An 18,594-nucleotide genomic window follows, 5' to 3' on the forward strand; every position below is an offset into this window, starting at 1 on the left:
GCCGACATGAGGATCACCGCGGATCGGGAGGCCTGTGTCGGCGCGGGGCAGTGCGTGCTCTCCGCCGACACGGTCTTCGACCAGGACGAGGACGACGGTCGCGTACTGCTGCTCAGCGAGCGGCCCGACGACGACATCGCCGGGGTGGAGCAGGCGGTGCTGCTCTGCCCGTCGCAGGCGCTCACCCTCACCGACGACTGACCACACACCCCCCTCCACGCCTGCCCCCGGCCTTCGGGCCGGGGGCACGCGGCCTTTCCCTGTGGTACGCGAGCAGAAGCCGGCGGGCACGGCAGGCGGTCACCGCCTGCCGTGCCCGCCGTCGGTCGATCAGGCGCCGAGTTCCCCGTCCAGCATCGCGAAGAGCTCGTCGTCGCTGGCGACCGAGAGGTCCTCCGCCGGGTCCGGCTCGGCGGCGGTGGGTGCGTGCCTGTCGGTCCACTTCCAGAGCAGGCCACGCAGCCGTTCCTCGATGCGCCGCTCCGCCGCCTCGCCCGGCTCCAGCGCCGTGATCCGCGCCTCCAGCCGGCCGATCTCGGCAAGCACCGCGGTCGCCGCCGCGTCCTCGTCGGCCGGGGCGACGGCGCCGTGCAGGAAGGCGGCAAGCGCCTCCGGCGTCGGATAGTCGAAGACCATCGTCACCGGCAGCCGCAGCCCGACCGCCGCGTTCAGGCGGTTGCGCAGCTCCACCGCGGTGAGCGAGTCGAAGCCGAAGTCCTTGAACGCGCGCCCGGCGTCCACCTCGGCGACGGAGGCGTGCCCGAGCACGGTGGCGACCTGGGTGCGGACCAGGTCCAGCAGGATCGCCCGCCCCTCGTCCCGGGAGGCCGAGGCGAGTTGCCGGGCCAGGGCCGAGGCGTCCACGGTGACCCCGGCGGCGCTGCGCCGGGACGTGCCGCGGACCAGCCCACGCAGGATCGGCGGCGCGACCCCGGCCTCGACCTGGGCGCGCAGCGCCCGCGCGTCGACCCGGACCGGCGCCAGCACCGGCAGCGCGGACGACCACGCGGCGGTGAACAGGTCGAGTCCGTCCGTCGTGCTCAGGGCGAGCATGCCGGTCCGACCGAGCCGGGCCAGGTCGGCCCGGCCGAGGTGACCGGTCATGCCGCTGGCCTCGGCCCACAGACCCCAGGCCAGCGCGAGCGCCGGGCGGCCCCGGCCGCGGCGGTGCACGGCCAGCGCGTCGAGCGCCGCGTTCGCCGCCGCGTAGTTGCCCTGACCGGGACCGCCGAGCGTGCCGGCGGCCGAGGAGAACATGACGAACGCGTCGAGCGGCAGCCCGGCGGTCAGCTCGTGCAGGTGCCACGCGGCGTCCACCTTGGGGCGTAGGACCCGGTCCAGCTGTTCCGGCGTGAGCGCGTCCACGGTGGCGTCGTCGAGCACCCCGGCCGCGTGGACGACCGCGGTCAGCGGATGTGCCGCGGGAATCCCGGCCAGCAGCGCGGCCAGGGACTCGCGGTCGGCGAGGTCGCAGGCGGCGATCGTCACCCGGGCGCCTGCCGCGGTCAGCTCGTCGCGCAACGCCTCCGCGCCCTCCGCGGCCGGCCCGCGCCGACTGGTGAGCAGCAGGTGCCGGGCGCCGTGCTCGTCGACCAGCCGGCGGGCCACCAGGCCGCCGAGCACGCCGGTGCCGCCCGTGACCAGAACCGTGCCGTCCGGGTCGAGCGCGGACGGCACGGTGAGCACCACCTTGCCGGTGTGCCGGGCCTGGCTCAGGTAACGGAACGCCTCGGGGGCGCGACGCACGTCCCAGGCGGTCACCGGCAGCGGCCGTAGCGTGCCGTCGTCGAACAGGACGGACAGCTCGTCGAGCATCTCCTTGACCCGGTCCGCGCCGCCGTCCATCAGGTCGTACGCCTGGTAGGTGACGCCGGGGTGGTCGTCGGCGACGCGTTGCGGGTCCCGGATGTCGGTCTTGCCCATCTCCAGGAACCGGCCGCCGCGCGGCAGCAGCCGCAGCGACTCCTCCACGTACTCCTTGGCCAGCGAGTTGAGCACCACGTCCACGCCCTGGCCGCCGGTCGCCGCGAGGAACGCGTCGGCGAACTCCAGGTTTCGGGAGGAGGCGATGTGCGCGTCGTCGAGACCCAACGCCCGGAGGGTGTCCCACTTGCCCGGGCTGGCCGTGCCGTACACCTCGACACCCCAGTGTCGCGCGAGCTGGATCGTCGCCATGCCGACCCCGCCGGTCGCCGCGTGCAGCAGCAGCGTCTCGCCCGGCTGGATCTTCGCCAGGTCGACCAGCCCGTAGAAGGCGGTCAGGTAGACCACCGGGATGGTGGCGGCCTCGGCGAACGTGCAGTTCGGCGGCATCCGGGTGAGCAACCGGTGGTCGGTGACGGCGATCGGGCCGATGCCGGAGACCAGGCCCATCACCCGGTCGCCGGGGGCGAACTCGTCGACCCCCGGGCCGGTCTCCAGCACCACGCCGGCGGCCTCGCCGCCGAGCGGCCGGCCGTCGTTGCGGACCAGGCCGAGACTGATCAGCACGTCGCGGAAGTTGAGCCCGCCGGCCCGTACGGCGAGGCGCACCTGTCCCGCTTCCAGCGGCTGGTCCGCCTCCGGCCACGCGCGGATCAGCAGGTTGTCCGGGGTGCCACCGCCGGTGGAGTCCTCCTGCCAGTGCAGTCGCCACGCGGGGGCGTCCGGCAGCGGCAGGGCGGGCGCGCTGTCGGCGCGGGCCAGCCGGGCCACCTGCACCACGCCCTGCCGGACGGCGAGTTGCGGCTCGTCGAGCGCCAGCACACCGGCCAGCGCGGCCGTCGAGGCGGGATCCCGGTCCAGGTCGACAAGGGTCAGCCGGCCCGGGTGCTCGGACTGCGCCGAGCGCAGCAGCCCCCACGCCGCGGCGGCGGCCGGATCCATCCGGACGTCGTCACCCGGGACCGCGCGTACCGCCCCGGTGGTGACCAGGACGAGCCGCGGCCGGTCCGCGGCCACGTGCTCGCGGAGCAGGTCGAGAGCGGTACGCACGGCGGCGCGGACGCGGTCCGGCAGGTCACCGCCCGGGATCGGCAGCGCCGCGACCGTCACCTCGGGGTCCCCGGCGGTGGCGGGGGGCAGGTGGGCGGCCAGCCCGTACGGGTCGTCGCCATCCACCACCGCGCGCGGCGGCGTCTCCGGGCCGGGCCCGGTGGCCGGCGCGGTGGCCCAGTCCAGGTGGAACAGCCAGTCGTGGTGCGGCTCGCGGGTGGTGGCGAGCGCGGCGGCGGAGACCGGCCGGACCGCGAGCGCGCCGACCCGCGCCACCGGGCCGCCGGCCGGGTCGGCCAGGTCCAGCGTCACGCTGCCCGCGCCGGCCGGGCGCGCCCGGACCCGCAGCCCGGTCGCGCCGGAGGCCAGCAGCGCGGTGTCGGACCAGGAGAACGGCAGGAGCACCTCGCCGTCGCCGACCGGGGCCGCCCCGGTGAGCCCGGCGGCGTGCAGGGCGGCGTCGAGCAGCGCGGGATGCAGGCCGAAACCGGCCGCGTCGGTGCCGTCCGGCAGCTGCGCCTCGGCGTACACCTCGTCGCCGAGACGCCACGCGGCGCGCAGGCCACGGAAGAGCGGGCCGTAGCCGTACCCCTGCCGGTCGAGCCGTTCGTAGTGGCCGTCGAGCGGGATCGCGGTGGCGCCCGGCGGCGGCCAGGCGCCGGTGAGCGGTCCCGGGCCGGCGTCCGGCTCGTCGCCGGCGTCGGCCGGGGCGAGCAGGCCGGCGGCGTGCAGCGTCCAGGGCCGGTCCGTGCCGTCCTCGTCGGAGTCCGGCCGGCTGTGCACGGTGACCGGGTGCCGGCCGGTGGCGTCCGCCGCCGCGACCGTGACCTGGAGGGCCAGCCCGCCGGTCACCGGCAGCACCAGCGGCGCCTGCAACGTCAGCTCCTCCACCCGATCGCAGCCGACGCCGTCCCCGGCGTGCACGGCGAGGTCGACCAGGGCGGCGGCGGGCAGCAGGATCCGGCCGAAGACCGCGTGCTGGGCCAGCCACGGCTGGGCATGCAGCGACAGACGCCCGGTGAGCACCGTCGCGTCCCCGTCGGCGAGCGGGACGGCGGCGCCGAGCAGCGGATGCGTGGTGGCGGTGAGGCCGGCCGAGGTGACGTCGCCGGCCCCGGACGGCGTCGGCAGCCAGAACCGGTCGCGCTGGAAGGCGTAGGTGGGCAGGTCGACGCGCGGTCCGGACGGGATCCGCCAGTCGACGGGTACGCCGCCGACGTGGGCCCGGGCCAGCGAGGCGTGGAAGCGGACGAGGTCGCCGTCGTCGCGGCGCAGGGTGCCGAGGGTGAGTCCCGGCGCCGCGTCGGCCCGCTCGTCGAGCGTCTCCTGGATCGGCACGGTCAGGATCGGGTGCGGGCTGATCTCGACGAAGACCCGGTGCCCGCGCTCGTGCAGCAGCCGGGTGACGTCCGCCAGCCGGACCATCCGGCGCAGGTTGCGGTACCAGTAGTCGGCGTCCAGGACGGCGGGCTCCGGCTCCTCCCCGTCCACTGTGGAGTAGAACGCGATCTCCGCGGGCTGTGGGGTGATGCCGGCCAGGCTCGTCAGCAGCGTCTCCCGGACCGCCTCCACGTGCTCGCAGTGCGACGCGTAGTCCACCGGGACGGTGCGGGCGTCCACCCCGTCCGCCTGGGCGGCGGCGACGAGCGCGGCGACGGCCTCCGGGGTGCCGGCCACCACGGTGGCGGTCGGGCCGTTGACCGCGGCGATGGTCACCGCGCCGGCGGCCTCCAGCCGCGCCTCGACCCGGTCGGCGGGCAACGGGATCGAGGCCATCGCGCCGGTGCCGGCCAGCACGCCGAGGGCGCGGCTGCGCAGCGCGACCACCCGGGCGGCGTCCGGCAGGCTCAGCACGCCGGCGATGTGGGCGGCGGCGATCTCACCCTGGGAGTGCCCGACGACCGCGTCCGGCCGCACCCCGTACGACTCCCAGAGCCGGGCGAGGGCGACCATCACCGCGAACAGCGCGGGCTGCACCACGTCCACCCGGTCCAGGGACGCCGCGCCCGGCTCGTCGCGCAGCACCGGCAGCAGGTCCCAGTCGGTGTGCGGGCGCAGCGCCTCGGCGCACTCGGCGATCCGGTTCCGGAACTCGGGGCTGGCGTCGAGCAGCCCACCGGCCATGCCCACCCACTGCGAGCCCTGGCCGGGGAAGACGAAGACCACCCGGCCCGGGTCCCCGGCGGCCACCCCGGTCACCACGCCCGCCGGCGCGTCACCGGCGGCGAGCGCGTCGAGCGCGGCCGTCCGGTCGCCGGCGAGCACGACCGCCCGGTGGTCGAGTACGGCCCGGGTGGTGGCCAGCGCCGCGGCGATCCCGGCCGGGTCCAGGTCGGGCCGGTCGGCGACCAGGTCGCGCAGCCGCGCGGCCTGGGCGCGCAGGGCCGGTGCGGTCCGCGCGGAGAGCAGCCACGGCGCGGCGTCGGGGGCGGGGGTCGGCGCGGTGTCGTCGCCGCTGGGCGCCTCCGTCGCCGGGGCCTCCTCGACGATGACGTGGGCGTTGGTGCCGCTGATGCCGAACGACGACACGCCGGCCCGGCGGACCCGCTCCCCGCGCGGCCACGACCGGGCCTCGGTCAGCAGCGCGACCTCCCCGGCCGTCCAGTCCACGTGCGGGCTCGGCGCGTCCACGTGCAGGGTGCGCGGGAGCGTCCCGTGCCGCAGGGCCAACACCATCTTGATGATCCCGGCGACGCCGGCCGCGGCCTGGGCGTGGCCGATGTTCGACTTGATCGAGCCGAGCCGCAGCGGCCGGTCGGCGGGCCGGTCCCGACCGTACGTGGCGAGCAGCGCCTGCGCCTCGATCGGGTCGCCGAGCGTGGTGCCGGTGCCGTGCGCCTCCACCGCGTCCACGTCGCCCGGTTCGAGGCGGGCCGCGGCCAGCGCGTCGCGGATCACCCGCCGCTGCGACGGCCCGTTCGGGGCGGTGAGCTGACTGCTGGTGCCGTCCTGGTTGACCGCGCTGCCGGAGATGACGGCGAGCACCTGGTGGCCGTGGCGTTCGGCGTCCGACAGCCGTTCCAGCAGCAGCAGGCCGGCGCCCTCGCCCCAGCCGGTGCCGTCGGCGCCGGCCGCGAACGGCTTGCACCGGCCGTCGGGCGCCAGCCCCCGCTGCCGGCTGAACTCCACGAACAGCCGCGGCGTGGCCATCACCGTCACGCCGCCGGCCAGCGCGAGCGTGCACTCGCCCTGGCGCAGCGACTGCACCGCGAGGTGCACCGCGACGAGCGACGACGAGCAGGCGGTGTCCACGGTCACCGCCGGGCCCTCGAAGCCGAACGTGTAGGCGATCCGGCCGGAGGCGATGCTGCCGGCGCTGCCGGTGCCGATGAAGCCCTCGAACTCCGGCGGCATCGGCTGGATCCGGGCGCCGTAGTCGTTGTACATCACGCCGGTGAAGACGCCGGTGCGGCTCCGGCGCAGCGTCACCGGGTCGATGCCACCCGCCTCGAGCGCCTCCCACGTGGTCTCCAGCAGCAGTCGCTGCTGCGGGTCGATGGTGAGGGCCTCGCGGGGGCTGATGCTGAAGAAGTCCGCGTCGAAGTCGGCGGCGTCGTGCAGGAAGCCGCCCTCGCGGGCGTACGTGGTGCCGGTGCGCTCCGGGTCCGGGTCGTAGAGGGCGTCGGTGTCCCAGCCCCGGTCGTCGGGGAACGCCGAGATCGCGTCGGTCTCGTCGCGGAGCAGCCGCCACAGTTGCTCGGGGGTGCGCACCCCACCCGGGTAGCGGCAGGCCATCCCGACGATCGCGATGGGCTCGCGGGACCTGTCGGCCAGCCGACTCTGTTGCCGGCGTAGCTGTTCGTTCTCCTTCAGGGATGCCCGGAGGGCCGCAACGATCTGGTCGGTCGAGGTCGTCATCGCAGCTCCAGCGTCCAGCGGTCGAAGCGGGCTGCTCCAGGTTGCCGACCTGCGCTAACGGGCGGCTTGCCGGGCGCTAAAGCTGCGTCGGCCGGGCGCCAGCTGCGTCGGCCGGGCGCCGCGAACGGTCGCGGCGCCCGGCCGGCGCGCTCAGGCCCGGCCCAGCTCCCGGTCGATGAAGTCGAAGATCTCATCGGCGTCGGCGGTCTCCAGCCGGTCGGCGACGGCCGTGGCCGACGTCGCCGAGTGCTCGGTCCAGCGGGCCAGGAGCGTCTGGAGGCGCAGGGTGATCCGGCCGCGTCCGGGGTCGTCGGCGGCGACCGCGCCGAGCGCACGCTCCAGCCGTTCCAGCTCCTCGGCGGCCGGGTCCCGGACCTCGGCCGGGGCGAGCCGGTCGCGGACGTGCCGGGCGAGCGCGCCGGTGTTCGGATAGTCGAAGATCACCGTCGGCGGCAACCGCAGCCCGGTCATCGTGTTGAGCGTGTTGCGCAGCTCCACCGCGGTCAGTGAGTCGAAGCCGAGATCCTGGAACGGCCGGTCGACGTCGACGGCGTCCGGCGAGGCGTGCCCGAGCACCGTGGCGATCTGGCCGCGGATCAGGTCCAGCAGCACCGTCTCCCGCTCCCCGTCGCCGAGGTCGGCCAACCGTCGGGCCAGGGCAGCGGCCCCGGCGGAGGTCCGACGCGGCGGCACCCGGACGAGGCCGCGCAGGATCGCCGGCAGCACCCCGGCGCCCGCCTGGGCGCGCAACGCGACGGTCTCCAGCCGCACCGGCACGAGGGCCGGCGCCCCGTCGGCGAGCGCGGCGTCGAGCAGCCGCAGCGCCGTCGCGCCGGGCAGCGGGAGCAGGCCGTTGCGGGCCATCCGGGCCCGCTCGGCGTGCTCCAGCGTCGCGGTCATGCCGCTCTCCTGCTCCCACAGGCCCCACGCCAGGCTGGTGGCGGGCAGGCCGTCCACGCGCCGCCGCTCGGCGAGCGCGTCGAGGAACCCGTTCGCCGCCGCGTAGTTGGCCTGCCCCGGGCTGCCCACCGTGCCGGCGAACGAGGAGAACAGCACGAACGCGGCGAGGTCGTGGTCGCGGGTCAGCTCGTGCAGGTGCCAGGCCGCGTCGGCCTTCGGGCGCAGCACCGTGTCCAGCCGGTCGGGCGTGAGCGCGGTCAGGACGCCGTCGTCGAGGACACCGGCCGTGTGCACGACCGCGGTCAGCGGATGCGCGGCCGGGACCGCGTCGATCAACGCGGCGAGCGCGTCCCGGTCGGCGACGTCGCAGGCCACGATGCGCGGCTCGGCGCCGAGCGCGGCAAGCGACGCGGCCAACTCGTCCGCGCCGTCGGCCGCCGGGCCACGCCGGCTGGCCAGCAGCAACCGCCGGGCCCCGTACACGGTGACCAGGTGCCCGGCGACGTCCGCGGCGAGGGTGCCGGTGCCGCCGGTAATCAGCACGGTGCCGTCCGGGTCGAGGCGCGGCGGGGTCCGCTCCGGCGCCGGCTCGGTGGCGACCAGCCGTGGCACCAGGACCGCCCCGTCGCGTACCGCGATCCGTGGTTCGTCGGCGGCGATCGCGGCGCCGAGCGCGCCCGGGAGCGCGGCCCGCGACGCGGCCGTGTCGTCCAGGTCGACCAGGAGGAACCGGCCCGGGTTCTCGGTCGCGGCGCTCGCCAGCAGACCGGCCACGGCCGCGCCGGGCAGGTCGCGTGGCTGCGTGCCGGCGGCGGTGGCGCCCCGGGTCACCAGCGCCAGCCGGGTGTCGGCCAGCTCCGGCGCGGCCAGGAGGTCCCGGCACAGGTCCAGCACGCGTGCGGTGAGCACGTGCGCCCCGGCGACCGGGTCGGCGTCCGGCCCGGTCGACGCGACGTGCAGCAGCAGCCCGGGCGCGGCCTCGCCGGCGGCGACGGCGGCCCGCAGCGTGGCCAGATCCGGGTGGGACGCCGTGGCGCCGAGCCCGAACGGATCCGGCCCGACCAGCGTGAAACCGGTGTCCGCGGGGGCGCCGGACGCCGCCGTCCAGTCCAGCCGGTACAGGGTGCCGTCGCGGCCACCGGCGCGGCGTAGCTGCTCGACCGCGATCGGACGGATGGCAAGCGACTCGATCGTGGTCACCGGGGTGCCGGCCGAGTCGGCCAGGTCCACCCGCACGGCGCCGGATCCGGCCGGGGTGACCCGTACCCGCAGCGTGTCCGCCCCGGGTACGGGCAGGTCCACGCCGGAGAAGACGAACGGCACCTGGGCCTGCTCGGGGGTGCCCGGGAGCAGCGCGATCGCGTGCAGCGCGGCGTCCAGCAGCGCCGGGTGCAGGCCGAAACCGTCAGGTGTGGTCCCCTCGGGCAGCGTCACCTCGGCGTGGACCGTGTCGCCCTGCCGCCAGGCGGCCCGGACGCCCTGGAACGCCGGTCCGTAGGCCAGCCCGGCGGCGAGGAACCGCTCGTACAACTGGTCGACGGCGACCTCGTCGGCCCCGGCCGGCGGCCAAACCCCGCCGGGCGCGGTAGCCGGTTCCGGCGTGGTCGCGGCGGCGAGCACACCGTCGGCGTGCCGGGTCCAGACGCCGTCGCCGTTCGCGCCGGCCGGCCGGGAGTCGATGGTCAGCGAGCGGCGTCCGTCCGGGTCGGCGGGCCCCGCGACCACGTGCAGCCGCACGCCCGCCGGGTCGTCGAGGACGAGCGGGGCCGCGAGGGTCAGCTCCTCCAGCCGGTCGCCGTCGGTGTGCGCGGCCACGTGCAGGGCGAGTTCGGCGAACGCGGCGCCGGGCAGCAGCACGTGGTCCAGCACGGCGTGGTCGGGGATCCAGTCGGCGGTGTCCGGCCCGAGCCGGCCGGTGAACAGCCAGCCCCCGTCGGGCAGTTCGGTGGCGGCGGCGAGCAGCGGATGGCCCGCCGGGCCGAGCCCGGCCGCGGTGACGTCGGCGGTCGCGGCGCCGCGCAGCCAGTAGGGGCGGCGTTGGAACGGGTACGTCGGAAGCTGCACCCGCCGTGGCCGCAGCGGCGCGAGCACCGGCGACCAGTCCACCTCCACCCCGCGCACGGCCAGCCCGGCGGCGGAGGTCAGCAGCCGGGTCCAGCCGCCCTCGTCCCGCCGTAGCGTCCCGGTCACGGTGGCCTCGATGCCGGCCTGCTCGGCGGTGTCCTGGAGCCCGGTGGTGAGCACCGGGTGCGGGCTGCACTCGACGAAGTGCCGGAAACCGGCGTCGAGCAGCGCCGCGGCCGTCGGCGCGAACCGGACCTGGTGGCGCAGGTTGGCGTACCAGTAGTCGGCGTCCAGGGTGGCGGTGTCGATCGGCTCGCCGGTGAGCGTCGAGTAGAAGGCCACCTGGGCGGTCCGGGGTTCGATCCCGGCCAGCACCTCCCGCAGCCGGTCCTGGATCGCCTCGACGTGGTGCGAGTGCGAGGCGTAGTCCACCGGGATCCGGCGGACCCGCACGCCGTCGGACTCCCCGTCGGCCAGCAGCTCGTCCAGGGCGGCGACATCGCCGGAGACGACTGTGGCAGCCGGCCCGTTGACCGCGGCGACGCTGATCCGGCCGTCCCAGCGGGCGATGAGCTTCTCGGTCGCCTCGACGGGCAGCGGCACCGAGACCATGCCGCCCAGGCCGGCGATCGCGGCGAGCGCCTGGCTGCGCAGCGCCACGACCCGGCAGGCGTCGGTGAGGCTGAGCGCCCCGGCGACGTACGCGGCGGCGATCTCGCCCTGCGAGTGGCCGATGACGGCGTCCGGCCGGACCCCGAGGGCCTGCCACTGCCGGGCCAGCGACGTCATCACGGCGAACAGGGCGGGCTGCACCACGTCGGCGCGCTCCAGCGGCGGCGCGTCCGGCGCCCCGCGCAGCAGCTCCAGCAGCGACCACCCGGTGAGCGGGTCGAGGACGGCGGCGCACGTCTCGATGTGCTGGGCGAAGACCGGCGCGGTGGCCAGCAGCTCGGCCGCCATGCCGGCCCACTGCGAGCCCTGCCCGGGGAAGACGAAGGCGATCGGGCCGGCCGGACCCTCGGTGACGCCGCGCACCAGGTTCGCGGCGCCGCTCTCGGTGGGCAGCGCGGCCAGGCCGGCGAGCAGCTCGTCCCGGTCGGCGCCGACGACGACGGCGCGGTGCGGGTGCCGGGCCCGGCCGGTGGCGAGGGTCTGCGCCACGTCCGCCGGCCGCAACGCGGTTCCGGCCCGTACGAAGGCGCCGAGCTGCCCGGCCTGGTCCACGAGCGCCTGTTCGGTGCGGGCGGAGAGCAGCCAGGCGACCGGCGCGGACGCCGGCGGCTCCGACTCGTCGGCGGGCGCGTCGTCCGGCGCCTGCTCGATGATGACGTGGGCGTTGGTGCCGCTGATGCCGAACGAGGAGACCGCCGCCCGGCGGGGTCGCCCGTTCGGCTGCCACGGCTGCGCCTCGGTCAGCAGCGAGACGTTGCCGGTGCTCCAGTCGACGTGTGGGCTCGGCGCGTCGGCGTGCAGGGTCTTCGGCAGCTCGCCGTGTTGCAGGGCGAGGGTCAGCTTGATGACGCCGGCGATCCCGGCGGCGGCCTGGGTGTGCCCGATGTTCGACTTGATCGAGCCGAGCCAGAGCGGCCGGTCGTCGGGCCGGTCCTGGCCGTACGTGGCGAGCAGCGCCTGCGCCTCGATCGGGTCGCCGAGCTTGGTGCCGGTGCCGTGCGCCTCGACCGCGTCCACGTCGGCGGTGGTCAGCCGGGCGTTGGCCAGCGCCTGCTGGATGACCCGCTGCTGGGACGGCCCGTTCGGGGCGGTGAGGCCGTTGCTGGCGCCGTCCTGGTTCACCGCCGATCCGCGCACCACGGCGAGGATCGGGTGCCCGTTGCGCCGGGCGTCGGAGAGCCGTTCCACGAGCACCACGCCGGCGCCTTCGCCCCAGCCGGTGCCGTCCGCGTCCGCGGCGAACGACTTGCACCTGCCGTCCGGGGCGAGACCGCGCTGCCGGCTGAACTCGGTGAAGATCGCCGGGCTGGCCATGATGGTGGTGCCGCCGGCGACCGCCATGTCGCACTCGCCGCTGCGGATCGCCTGGCAGGCGAGGTGCAGCGCGACGAGCGAGGACGAGCACGCGGTGTCGACCGTGACAGCCGGTCCCTCCCAGCCGAACGTGTAGGCGATCCGGCCGGAGGCGATGCTCGTGGTGGTGCCGATCATCAGGTAGCCCTCGGCGCCGGAGGAGGCCGGCGACGTGCTGCCGTACGCCTGCGCGATCACCCCGGCGAAGACGCCGGTGTTGCTGCCGCGCAGGGTCGCCGGGTCGATCCCGGCCCGCTCCAGCGCCTCCCACGTCGTCTCCAGCAGCAGTCGCTGCTGCGGGTCGGTGGCGATGGCCTCCCGGGGGCTGATGCCGAAGAAGTCCGCGTCGAAGTCGGCGGCGTGCGGGACGAAGCCTCCTTCGAGCGCGTACGTCTTGCCGGCCGCCCCCGGGTCCGGGTCGTAGATGTCGGCGGTGTTCCAGCCGGGCCGGTCGGGGAACCGGCCGATCGCGTCGACGCCGCCGGCAAGCACCTGCCAGAGCTGTTCGGGGCTGTCCGCGCCGCCGGGGAAGCGGCAGGCCATCCCGATGATGGCGACCGGCTCGTCGGCCGGCCGGGTGGTGGCCGTCCGGCGGGTGGTCTTCGCGCGCGTCCCGCCGAACTCGGTACGCAGGAAGCCGCCGAGCGCGGCCGGTGTCGGGTAGTCGAAGACCGCGGTCGGCGACATCCGCAGCCCGGTGGCGGTGTTCAGCCGGTTGCGCAGCTCCACCCCGGTCAGCGAGTCGAAGCCGAGCTCGGAGAACGGCCGGTCCGGGTCGATGTCGTTGGCCGAGGCATGGCCGAGCACGGCCGCGATGTGGGTGCGGATCAGGTCGACGAGCAGCCGATGCTGTTCCGCCTCGCCCAGTCCGGCCAGCCGGTCGCGGAGCGCGTCGCCGTCACCGGTGTCCGTGTTGGTGGCCCGCCGGGCCGGCCCGCGCACCAGTCCGCGCAGGATCGGCGGCACCGCGCCGGAGAGGGCACGCAGCGCCCGGGCGTCCAGCCGGGCCGGCACCACCGTCGGGCGGGCGCCCCGGACCGCCGCGTCGAACAGGGCCAGCCCCTGCGCGGCGGTCAGCGCGGCGAGCGCGCCCGGACGCCGGGGCGTTTCGCCGCCCATCCCCGCCGCGTCCTCCCACAGTCCCCAGGCGAGGGAGAGCGCCGGTCGACCCTGGGCGTGCCGGTGTGCGGCGAGGGCGTCGAGGTAGGTGTTGGCGGCGGCGTAGTTGGCTTGTCCGGGGTTGCCGAGGGTGCCGGCGATGGAGGAGTAGGTGATGAAGGCGGTGAGGTGGTGTGTGCGGGTGAGGTGGTGCAGGTGCCAGGCGCTGTCGGCTTTGGGGGTGAGGACGGTGTCGAGTCGGTCGGTGGTGAGGTCGGTGAGCAGCCCGTCGTCGAGGACGCCGGCGGTGTGCACGACTGCGGTGGGTTGGTGGGTGTCGAGCAGGGCGGTCAGGGCGTCGGGGTCGCTGGTGTCGCAGGCGGTGATGGTGACCTCGGCGCCGTGTTCGGTCAGCTCGGTGTGGAGGTCGGTGGCGCCGGGTGCGTCGGGTCCGCGGCGGCTGGTGAGGATGAGCTTGCGGATGCCGTGGGTGGTGACGAGGTGGCGGGCCAGCAATGCGCCGAGGGCTCCGGTGCCGCCGGTGATGAGGACGGTGTCCTCGCTGGTGAGGGGGGTGGGGATGGTGAGGATGACTTTGCCGGTGTGGCGGGCTTGGCTGAGGTGGCGGAAGGCGGTGGGGGCGTCGCGGATGTCGAACGCGGTCACCGGCAGCGGCTTCAGCACCCCCGACGCGAACAGGTCGCCCAGCTCGCGCAGCATCTCCGCGACCAGATCCGGGCCCGCGTCGACCATGTCGAACGCCTGATATTCCACGCCCGGGTGGGCGTCCGCGACCACCTGCGGATCACGGATGTCGGTCTTACCCATCTCCAGGAACCGCCCACCGCGCGGCAGCAGCCGCAGCGAGGCGTCCACGAACTCCCGGGCCAGGCAGTCGAGCACCACGTCCATGCCCGCGCCGCCGGTCGCGTCCAGGAACTGCCGCTCGAAGTCGAGCGTACGACTGTTGCCGATCCGGTCGTCGCCGACGCCCTGGCCGCGCAGCGTCGGCCACTTCGGCGTGCTGGCGGTCGCGTAGATGTCCGCGCCGAGGTGCCGGGCGAGTTGCACGGCGGCGGTGCCGACGCCGCCTGTTGCCGCGTGGATCAGGATCCGCTCGCCGGGCCGCAGCACCGTCAACCGGGTCAGCGCGTAACACGCGGTCAGGAACACGATCGGCGCGGCGGCGGCCTCGGCGAACGTCCAGCCCGGCGGCACCGGGGCGACCAGCCGCTGGTCGGTGACGGCCACCGGTCCCATGGCGCCGGTGAACAGGCCCATGACGTGTTGGCCGGGGGTGAGGGTGGTGACGTCGTCGGCGACGTGGGTGATGATGCCGGCTGCTTCGCCGCCGATGGCGGCGTGTCCGGGGTACATGTCGAGGGCGATGAGGACGTCGCGGAAGTTGAGGCCGGCGGCGCGGACGGCGATGCGGACCTGGCCGGGTGCGAGTGGTTGGGTGAGTTCGGGTGCGGGGAGCAGGGCGAGGTTTTCCAGGGTGCCGGCCGTGGTGACGCCGAGGCGCCAGGGTCCGTCGGGGGCGGTCAGCGTCGGCGCGTCCGTCGTCCGGGTCAGGCGCGGCGCGTAGGCCACCCCGTCCCGGACGGCCAACTGCGGCTCACCGGTGCCGAGCAGGGCGGGCAGCGACGGCACGACCTCCGCCGCGCCGTCCACGAGCACGAACCGGTCGGGGTGCTCCGACTGGGCGACCCGCACCAGACCCCAGACCGCGGCCTGCGCCGGATCGGCCACCCGGTCACCAGGCTGGGCCGCGACCGCGTCCTGGGTACGCAGCACCAACGTCGTACCGGCCAGCCGGTCGTCGGCGAGCCACCGGCGGGTCAGCTCCAGCGTCCAGGCGGCCGGTCCGTGATCGGCGCCGGACCCACCGGCCGGCACCGCCGCGACCACGGTCGCCGGTGCCTCCTGGCCGGCGTCCAGCGCGGCGAACAGCGCCTCGACGTCGGGGTGGTCCCCGGCGCCGAGCACCAACGGGGCCGTCTCGTCCGGCTCGTCGGCGGGCCGCACCGTCGTCCACCGCACCTCGAAGAGCGAGCCGTCCGCGCGCGGACCGGCGGCGGCCAGTTGCTCCGCCGAGACCGCCCGCAGCGACAGCGACTCGATCGACGCGACCGGGGCTCCGGACAGGTCGGCGACCTGCACCGAGACCGCGTCGCCGTGGGGCGCCGGCGCCAGCCGGACCCGCAGCCGGGTAGCGCCGCCGGCGTGCAGCGTCACGCCGGACCAGGCGAACGGCAACCGGATCGCCGGGTCCGCCGCGTCCCGGGCGGCGGCGCCGAGCACCATGCCGTGCAGGGCCGCGTCGAGCAGCGCCGGGTGTACGCCGAAGCCGTCCGGGTCGGCGTCGTCGGGCAGCCGGACGTCGGCGTAGACGACGTCGCCGTCGCGCCACGCGGCCCGGACACCCTGGAACGTCGGGCCGTAGTCGAGGCCCGCGGCGGTCAGCTCGGGGTAGAGCCCGGTGACGTCCACCGGCTCGGCGCCCTCGGGCGGCCACGCCCCGGACAGCTCCTCCGCAGCCGCCTCGGCCGGTTCCGACCCGGGCGGGCGCAGCGTGCCGCTCGCGTGCCGGGTCCAGGGCGCCTGGTCGTCGGCGGCCGGGCGGGAGTGGACGGTGACGGTCCGGCCGCCCCGCTCGTCCGGCGCGCTGACGGCGGTCTGGAGGTGGACGGCGCCGCGCGGGTCGAGCACCAGCGGGGCCTCCAGCAGCAGTTCGTCAACGCCGGCGGACCCGGCCTGGGCGGCGGCGTGCAGTGCCAGGTCCACGAACGCGGTGGCGGGCAGCAGGACGGTGCCGTGCACGGCGTGCCCGGCCAGCCAGGGGTGGCTCTTCAGGCTCAGGTGGCCGGTGAACACCCAGCCGTCCTCGCCGGCCAGCGGCAACGCCGCCCCGAGCAGGGGGTGGGTGGTGCCGCCCAGGCCGAGGCCGCCGGCGTCGCCGGGGCGGCCCTGCACCCAGTAGCGCTGGCGTTGGAACGGGTAGGTGGGCAGGTCGGTGTGTCGGCCGGCGGGTGTGGTGGTGGTCCAGGTGGTGTGGTGTCCGGCGGTGTGGAGCGCGGCGTGGGCGTGCTGGCCGAGGTGGGCGGCGGTGATGGTGGCGTTGTGGTTTTCGGGGAGGCAGGCGTGGGTGAGTGCGCTGAGGGTGTTGTCGGGTCCGAGTTCGAGGTAGGTGGTGACGCCTGCGGCGTCGAGGGTGGTGATCATGTCGCGGTAGCGGACGGCGTCGCGGATGTGTCGGGTCCAGTAGCCGGCGTCGAAGGCTGGGGCGATGTCGCCGGTGCGGTTGGAGATGACCGGGATGGTGGCCGGGTGGTAGGTGACGGTCGCGGCGATGGCCTGGAACTCGTCCAGGATCGGGTCCATGTGGGGGCTGTGGAAGGCGTGTGAGGTGGTGAGTTTCTTGGTGCGTCGTCCCTGCCCGGCCCAGTGCACGGCGATCTGGGTGACGGCGTCGACGTCGCCGGAGATGACGGTGCTGGTGGGGGAGTTCAGTCCGGCGATGGAGACCTTCTCCGGGTCGAGCATCGGCGTCAGCTCGTCCTCGGTGGCCTCGATCGCGATCATCGCGCCGCCTGAGGTGGCGGCTTGCATGAGTCGTCCCCGGGCGGTGACGAGGAGCGCGGCGTCGGGCAGGCTCAACACTCCGGCGAGGTGCGCGGCGGACAGTTCGCCGATCGAGTGTCCGGTGAGGTAGTCCGGCGTGATCCCCCAACTGGTGACCAGGGCGTGCATTGCCACGTGTGTGGCGAACAGGGCGGGTTGGGTGTAGCGGGTTTCGTGGACGGCGTCGACCATGGCCTCGCGCAGTGGCCGGTCGAGGTGCTTGTCCAACTCCGCGCAGACGGCGTCGAAGGTTTCGAGGAAGACGGGTTCGTCGCGGTGGGCCATCTCGGGGTGTTGGCTGCCCTGCCCCGTGCACAGGAAGGCGATCTTCCCCGTCGGGCGGGCGATGCCGCGCACGAGGGAGGGGTGGGGGTTGTCGGTGGCGAGGGCGGTGAGCGCTTCGTGGTGGTTGTCGAGGATGACGGCGCGGTGGGTGTGCTGGGCGCGGCGGGCCAGGGTGTGGGCGACGTCGTCGGTCGGCAGTGACGTGGCGGCGGTGGTGAGGCGGGTGGCCAGGGCGGTCAGCGCGGCGGGGGTCTTGGCCGACAGCAGCCACGGCACCGGCGTACCGACCGGTTCCGGTTCTTCGGTGGCGGGTGGTTCTTCGATGATGAGGTGGGCGTTGGTGCCGCTGATGCCGAACGACGACACGCCGGCCCGGCGCGGGTGACCGTTGCGCTTCCATGGCTGGGCCTGGGTGAGCAGCGCGATGTTGCCGGCGTCCCAGTCGACGTGCGGGGACGGCTTGTCGACGTGCAGCGTCTGCGGGAGCAGGTCGTGGCGCAGCGCCTGCACCATTTTGATCACTCCGCCGACGCCGGCGGCGGCCTGCGCGTGGCCGATGTTCGACTTGATCGAGCCGAGCCAGAGCGGCCGGTCGGCGGGCCGGTCCTGCCCGTAGGTGGCCAGCAGGGCCTGGGCCTCGATCGGGTCACCCAGGGTGGTGCCGGTGCCGTGCGCCTCCACCGCGTCGACGTCGGCGGGCGACAGGCGCGCGTTGGCCAGGGCCTGGCGGATGACCCGCTGCTGCGACGGCCCGTTCGGCGCGGTGAGGCCGTTGCTCGCGCCGTCCTGGTTCACCGCCGACCCACGGATGACGGCGAGCACCGGGTGGTTGTTGCGCTGGGCGTCGGAGAGGCGTTCGAGGATGAGCATGCCGGCGCCCTCGCCCCAGCCCACCCCGTCGGCCGCCGCGGCGAAGGACTTGCAGCGGCCGTTGCGGGCCAGCCCACGCTGCCGGCTGAACTCGGTGAACAGGCCGGGCGTCGCCATCACCGTGGCGCCACCGGCAAGCGCCAGGTCGCACTCGCCGCCGCGCAACGCCTGCGCCGCCAGGTGCATGGCGACAAGCGACGACGAACACGCCGTGTCGACCGTGACCGCCGGGCCCTCCAGGCCGAACGTGTACGCCACCCGACCCGACGCGACGCTCGCCGAGCTGCCGGTCACGACGTACCCCTCGACGCTCTCCAGGCCCTGCATCAACCGGACCATGTAGTCCTGGCCGGTCGCGCCGATGAACACCCCGGTCGCGCTGCCGCGCAGCGACTCGGGATCGATGCCGGCCTCCTCGAACACCTCCCACGACGTCTCCAACAGCATCCGCTGCTGCGGATCCATCGCCAGCGCCTCGCGCGGGCTGATCCCGAAGAAGTCCGCGTCGAACTCGTTCGCCTCGTGGAGGAACCCGCCCTCCCGGACGTACGACTTGCCCGAGGCGTCCGGGTCCGGGTCGTACAGCTCGTCGGTGTCCCAGCCGGGCCGGGCCGGGAACTCGCTCACCGCGTCTGCACCGGTTGCGAGCAGCCGCCACAGGTCCGCGACGGATCCCACCCCGCCGGGGTAGCGGCAGCTCATCGCCACGATCGCGATCGGCTCGTGGTCCCGCGACTCCAGCTCGCGCAGCCGCCGGTTCGCCTGCCGCAGGTCGGCCGTCGCGCGCCGCAGGTAGTCGCGGAGCTTCTCGTCGGTTCGCGCCGGGTCGGTCGTCGGGTTCGTCGTCGCGGCCACATTCTCGGCAGGCATCACAGGTGCTCCGGATCTCGTCGTCGG

At 75.5% G+C, this 18,594-nt stretch carries 3 protein-coding genes; 1 reads left to right on the forward strand and 2 read right to left on the reverse strand.

Annotated elements, in window-relative coordinates; genetic code table 11:
* Nucleotides 1-6 precede the first annotated feature (6 nt).
* Nucleotides 7-201, forward strand: coding sequence for a ferredoxin (locus O7613_RS07640; protein WP_281583464.1), 195 nt, complete (start codon nt 7-9; stop codon nt 199-201).
* A gap of 129 nt (nt 202-330) precedes the next feature.
* Here the strand turns inward: O7613_RS07640 and O7613_RS07645 are convergent, their stop codons facing one another.
* Both O7613_RS07645 and O7613_RS07650 read right to left on the reverse strand, forming a co-directional pair.
* Nucleotides 331-6,831, reverse strand: a complete 6,501-nt coding sequence (locus tag O7613_RS07645) for a type I polyketide synthase (RefSeq protein ID WP_282292968.1) — start codon at nt 6,829-6,831, stop codon at nt 331-333.
* 150 nt (nt 6,832-6,981) lie between these two features.
* The gene (locus O7613_RS07650; protein WP_282292969.1) at nt 6,982-18,567 is read right to left on the reverse strand and encodes a type I polyketide synthase; all 11,586 of its coding nucleotides are present in this window, start codon (nt 18,565-18,567) and stop codon (nt 6,982-6,984) included.
* Nucleotides 18,568-18,594: the final 27 nt, after the last annotated feature.

Origin of the sequence: Micromonospora sp. WMMD975 (assembly GCF_029581215.1) — a bacterium.
In the GTDB taxonomy this organism is placed as follows: Bacteria; Actinomycetota; Actinomycetes; order Mycobacteriales; family Micromonosporaceae; genus Micromonospora.

What these genes read in the sequence shown, in the direction of transcription:
- O7613_RS07640 (WP_281583464.1), top strand. Translation starts at nt 7, where the DNA reads ATGAGGATCACCGCGGATCGGGAGGCCTGTGTCGGCGCGGGGCAGTGC.
- O7613_RS07645 (WP_282292968.1), bottom strand. Translation starts at nt 6,831, where the DNA reads ATGACGACCTCGACCGACCAGATCGTTGCGGCCCTCCGGGCATCCCTG.
- O7613_RS07650 (WP_282292969.1), bottom strand. Translation starts at nt 18,567, where the DNA reads ATGCCTGCCGAGAATGTGGCCGCGACGACGAACCCGACGACCGACCCG.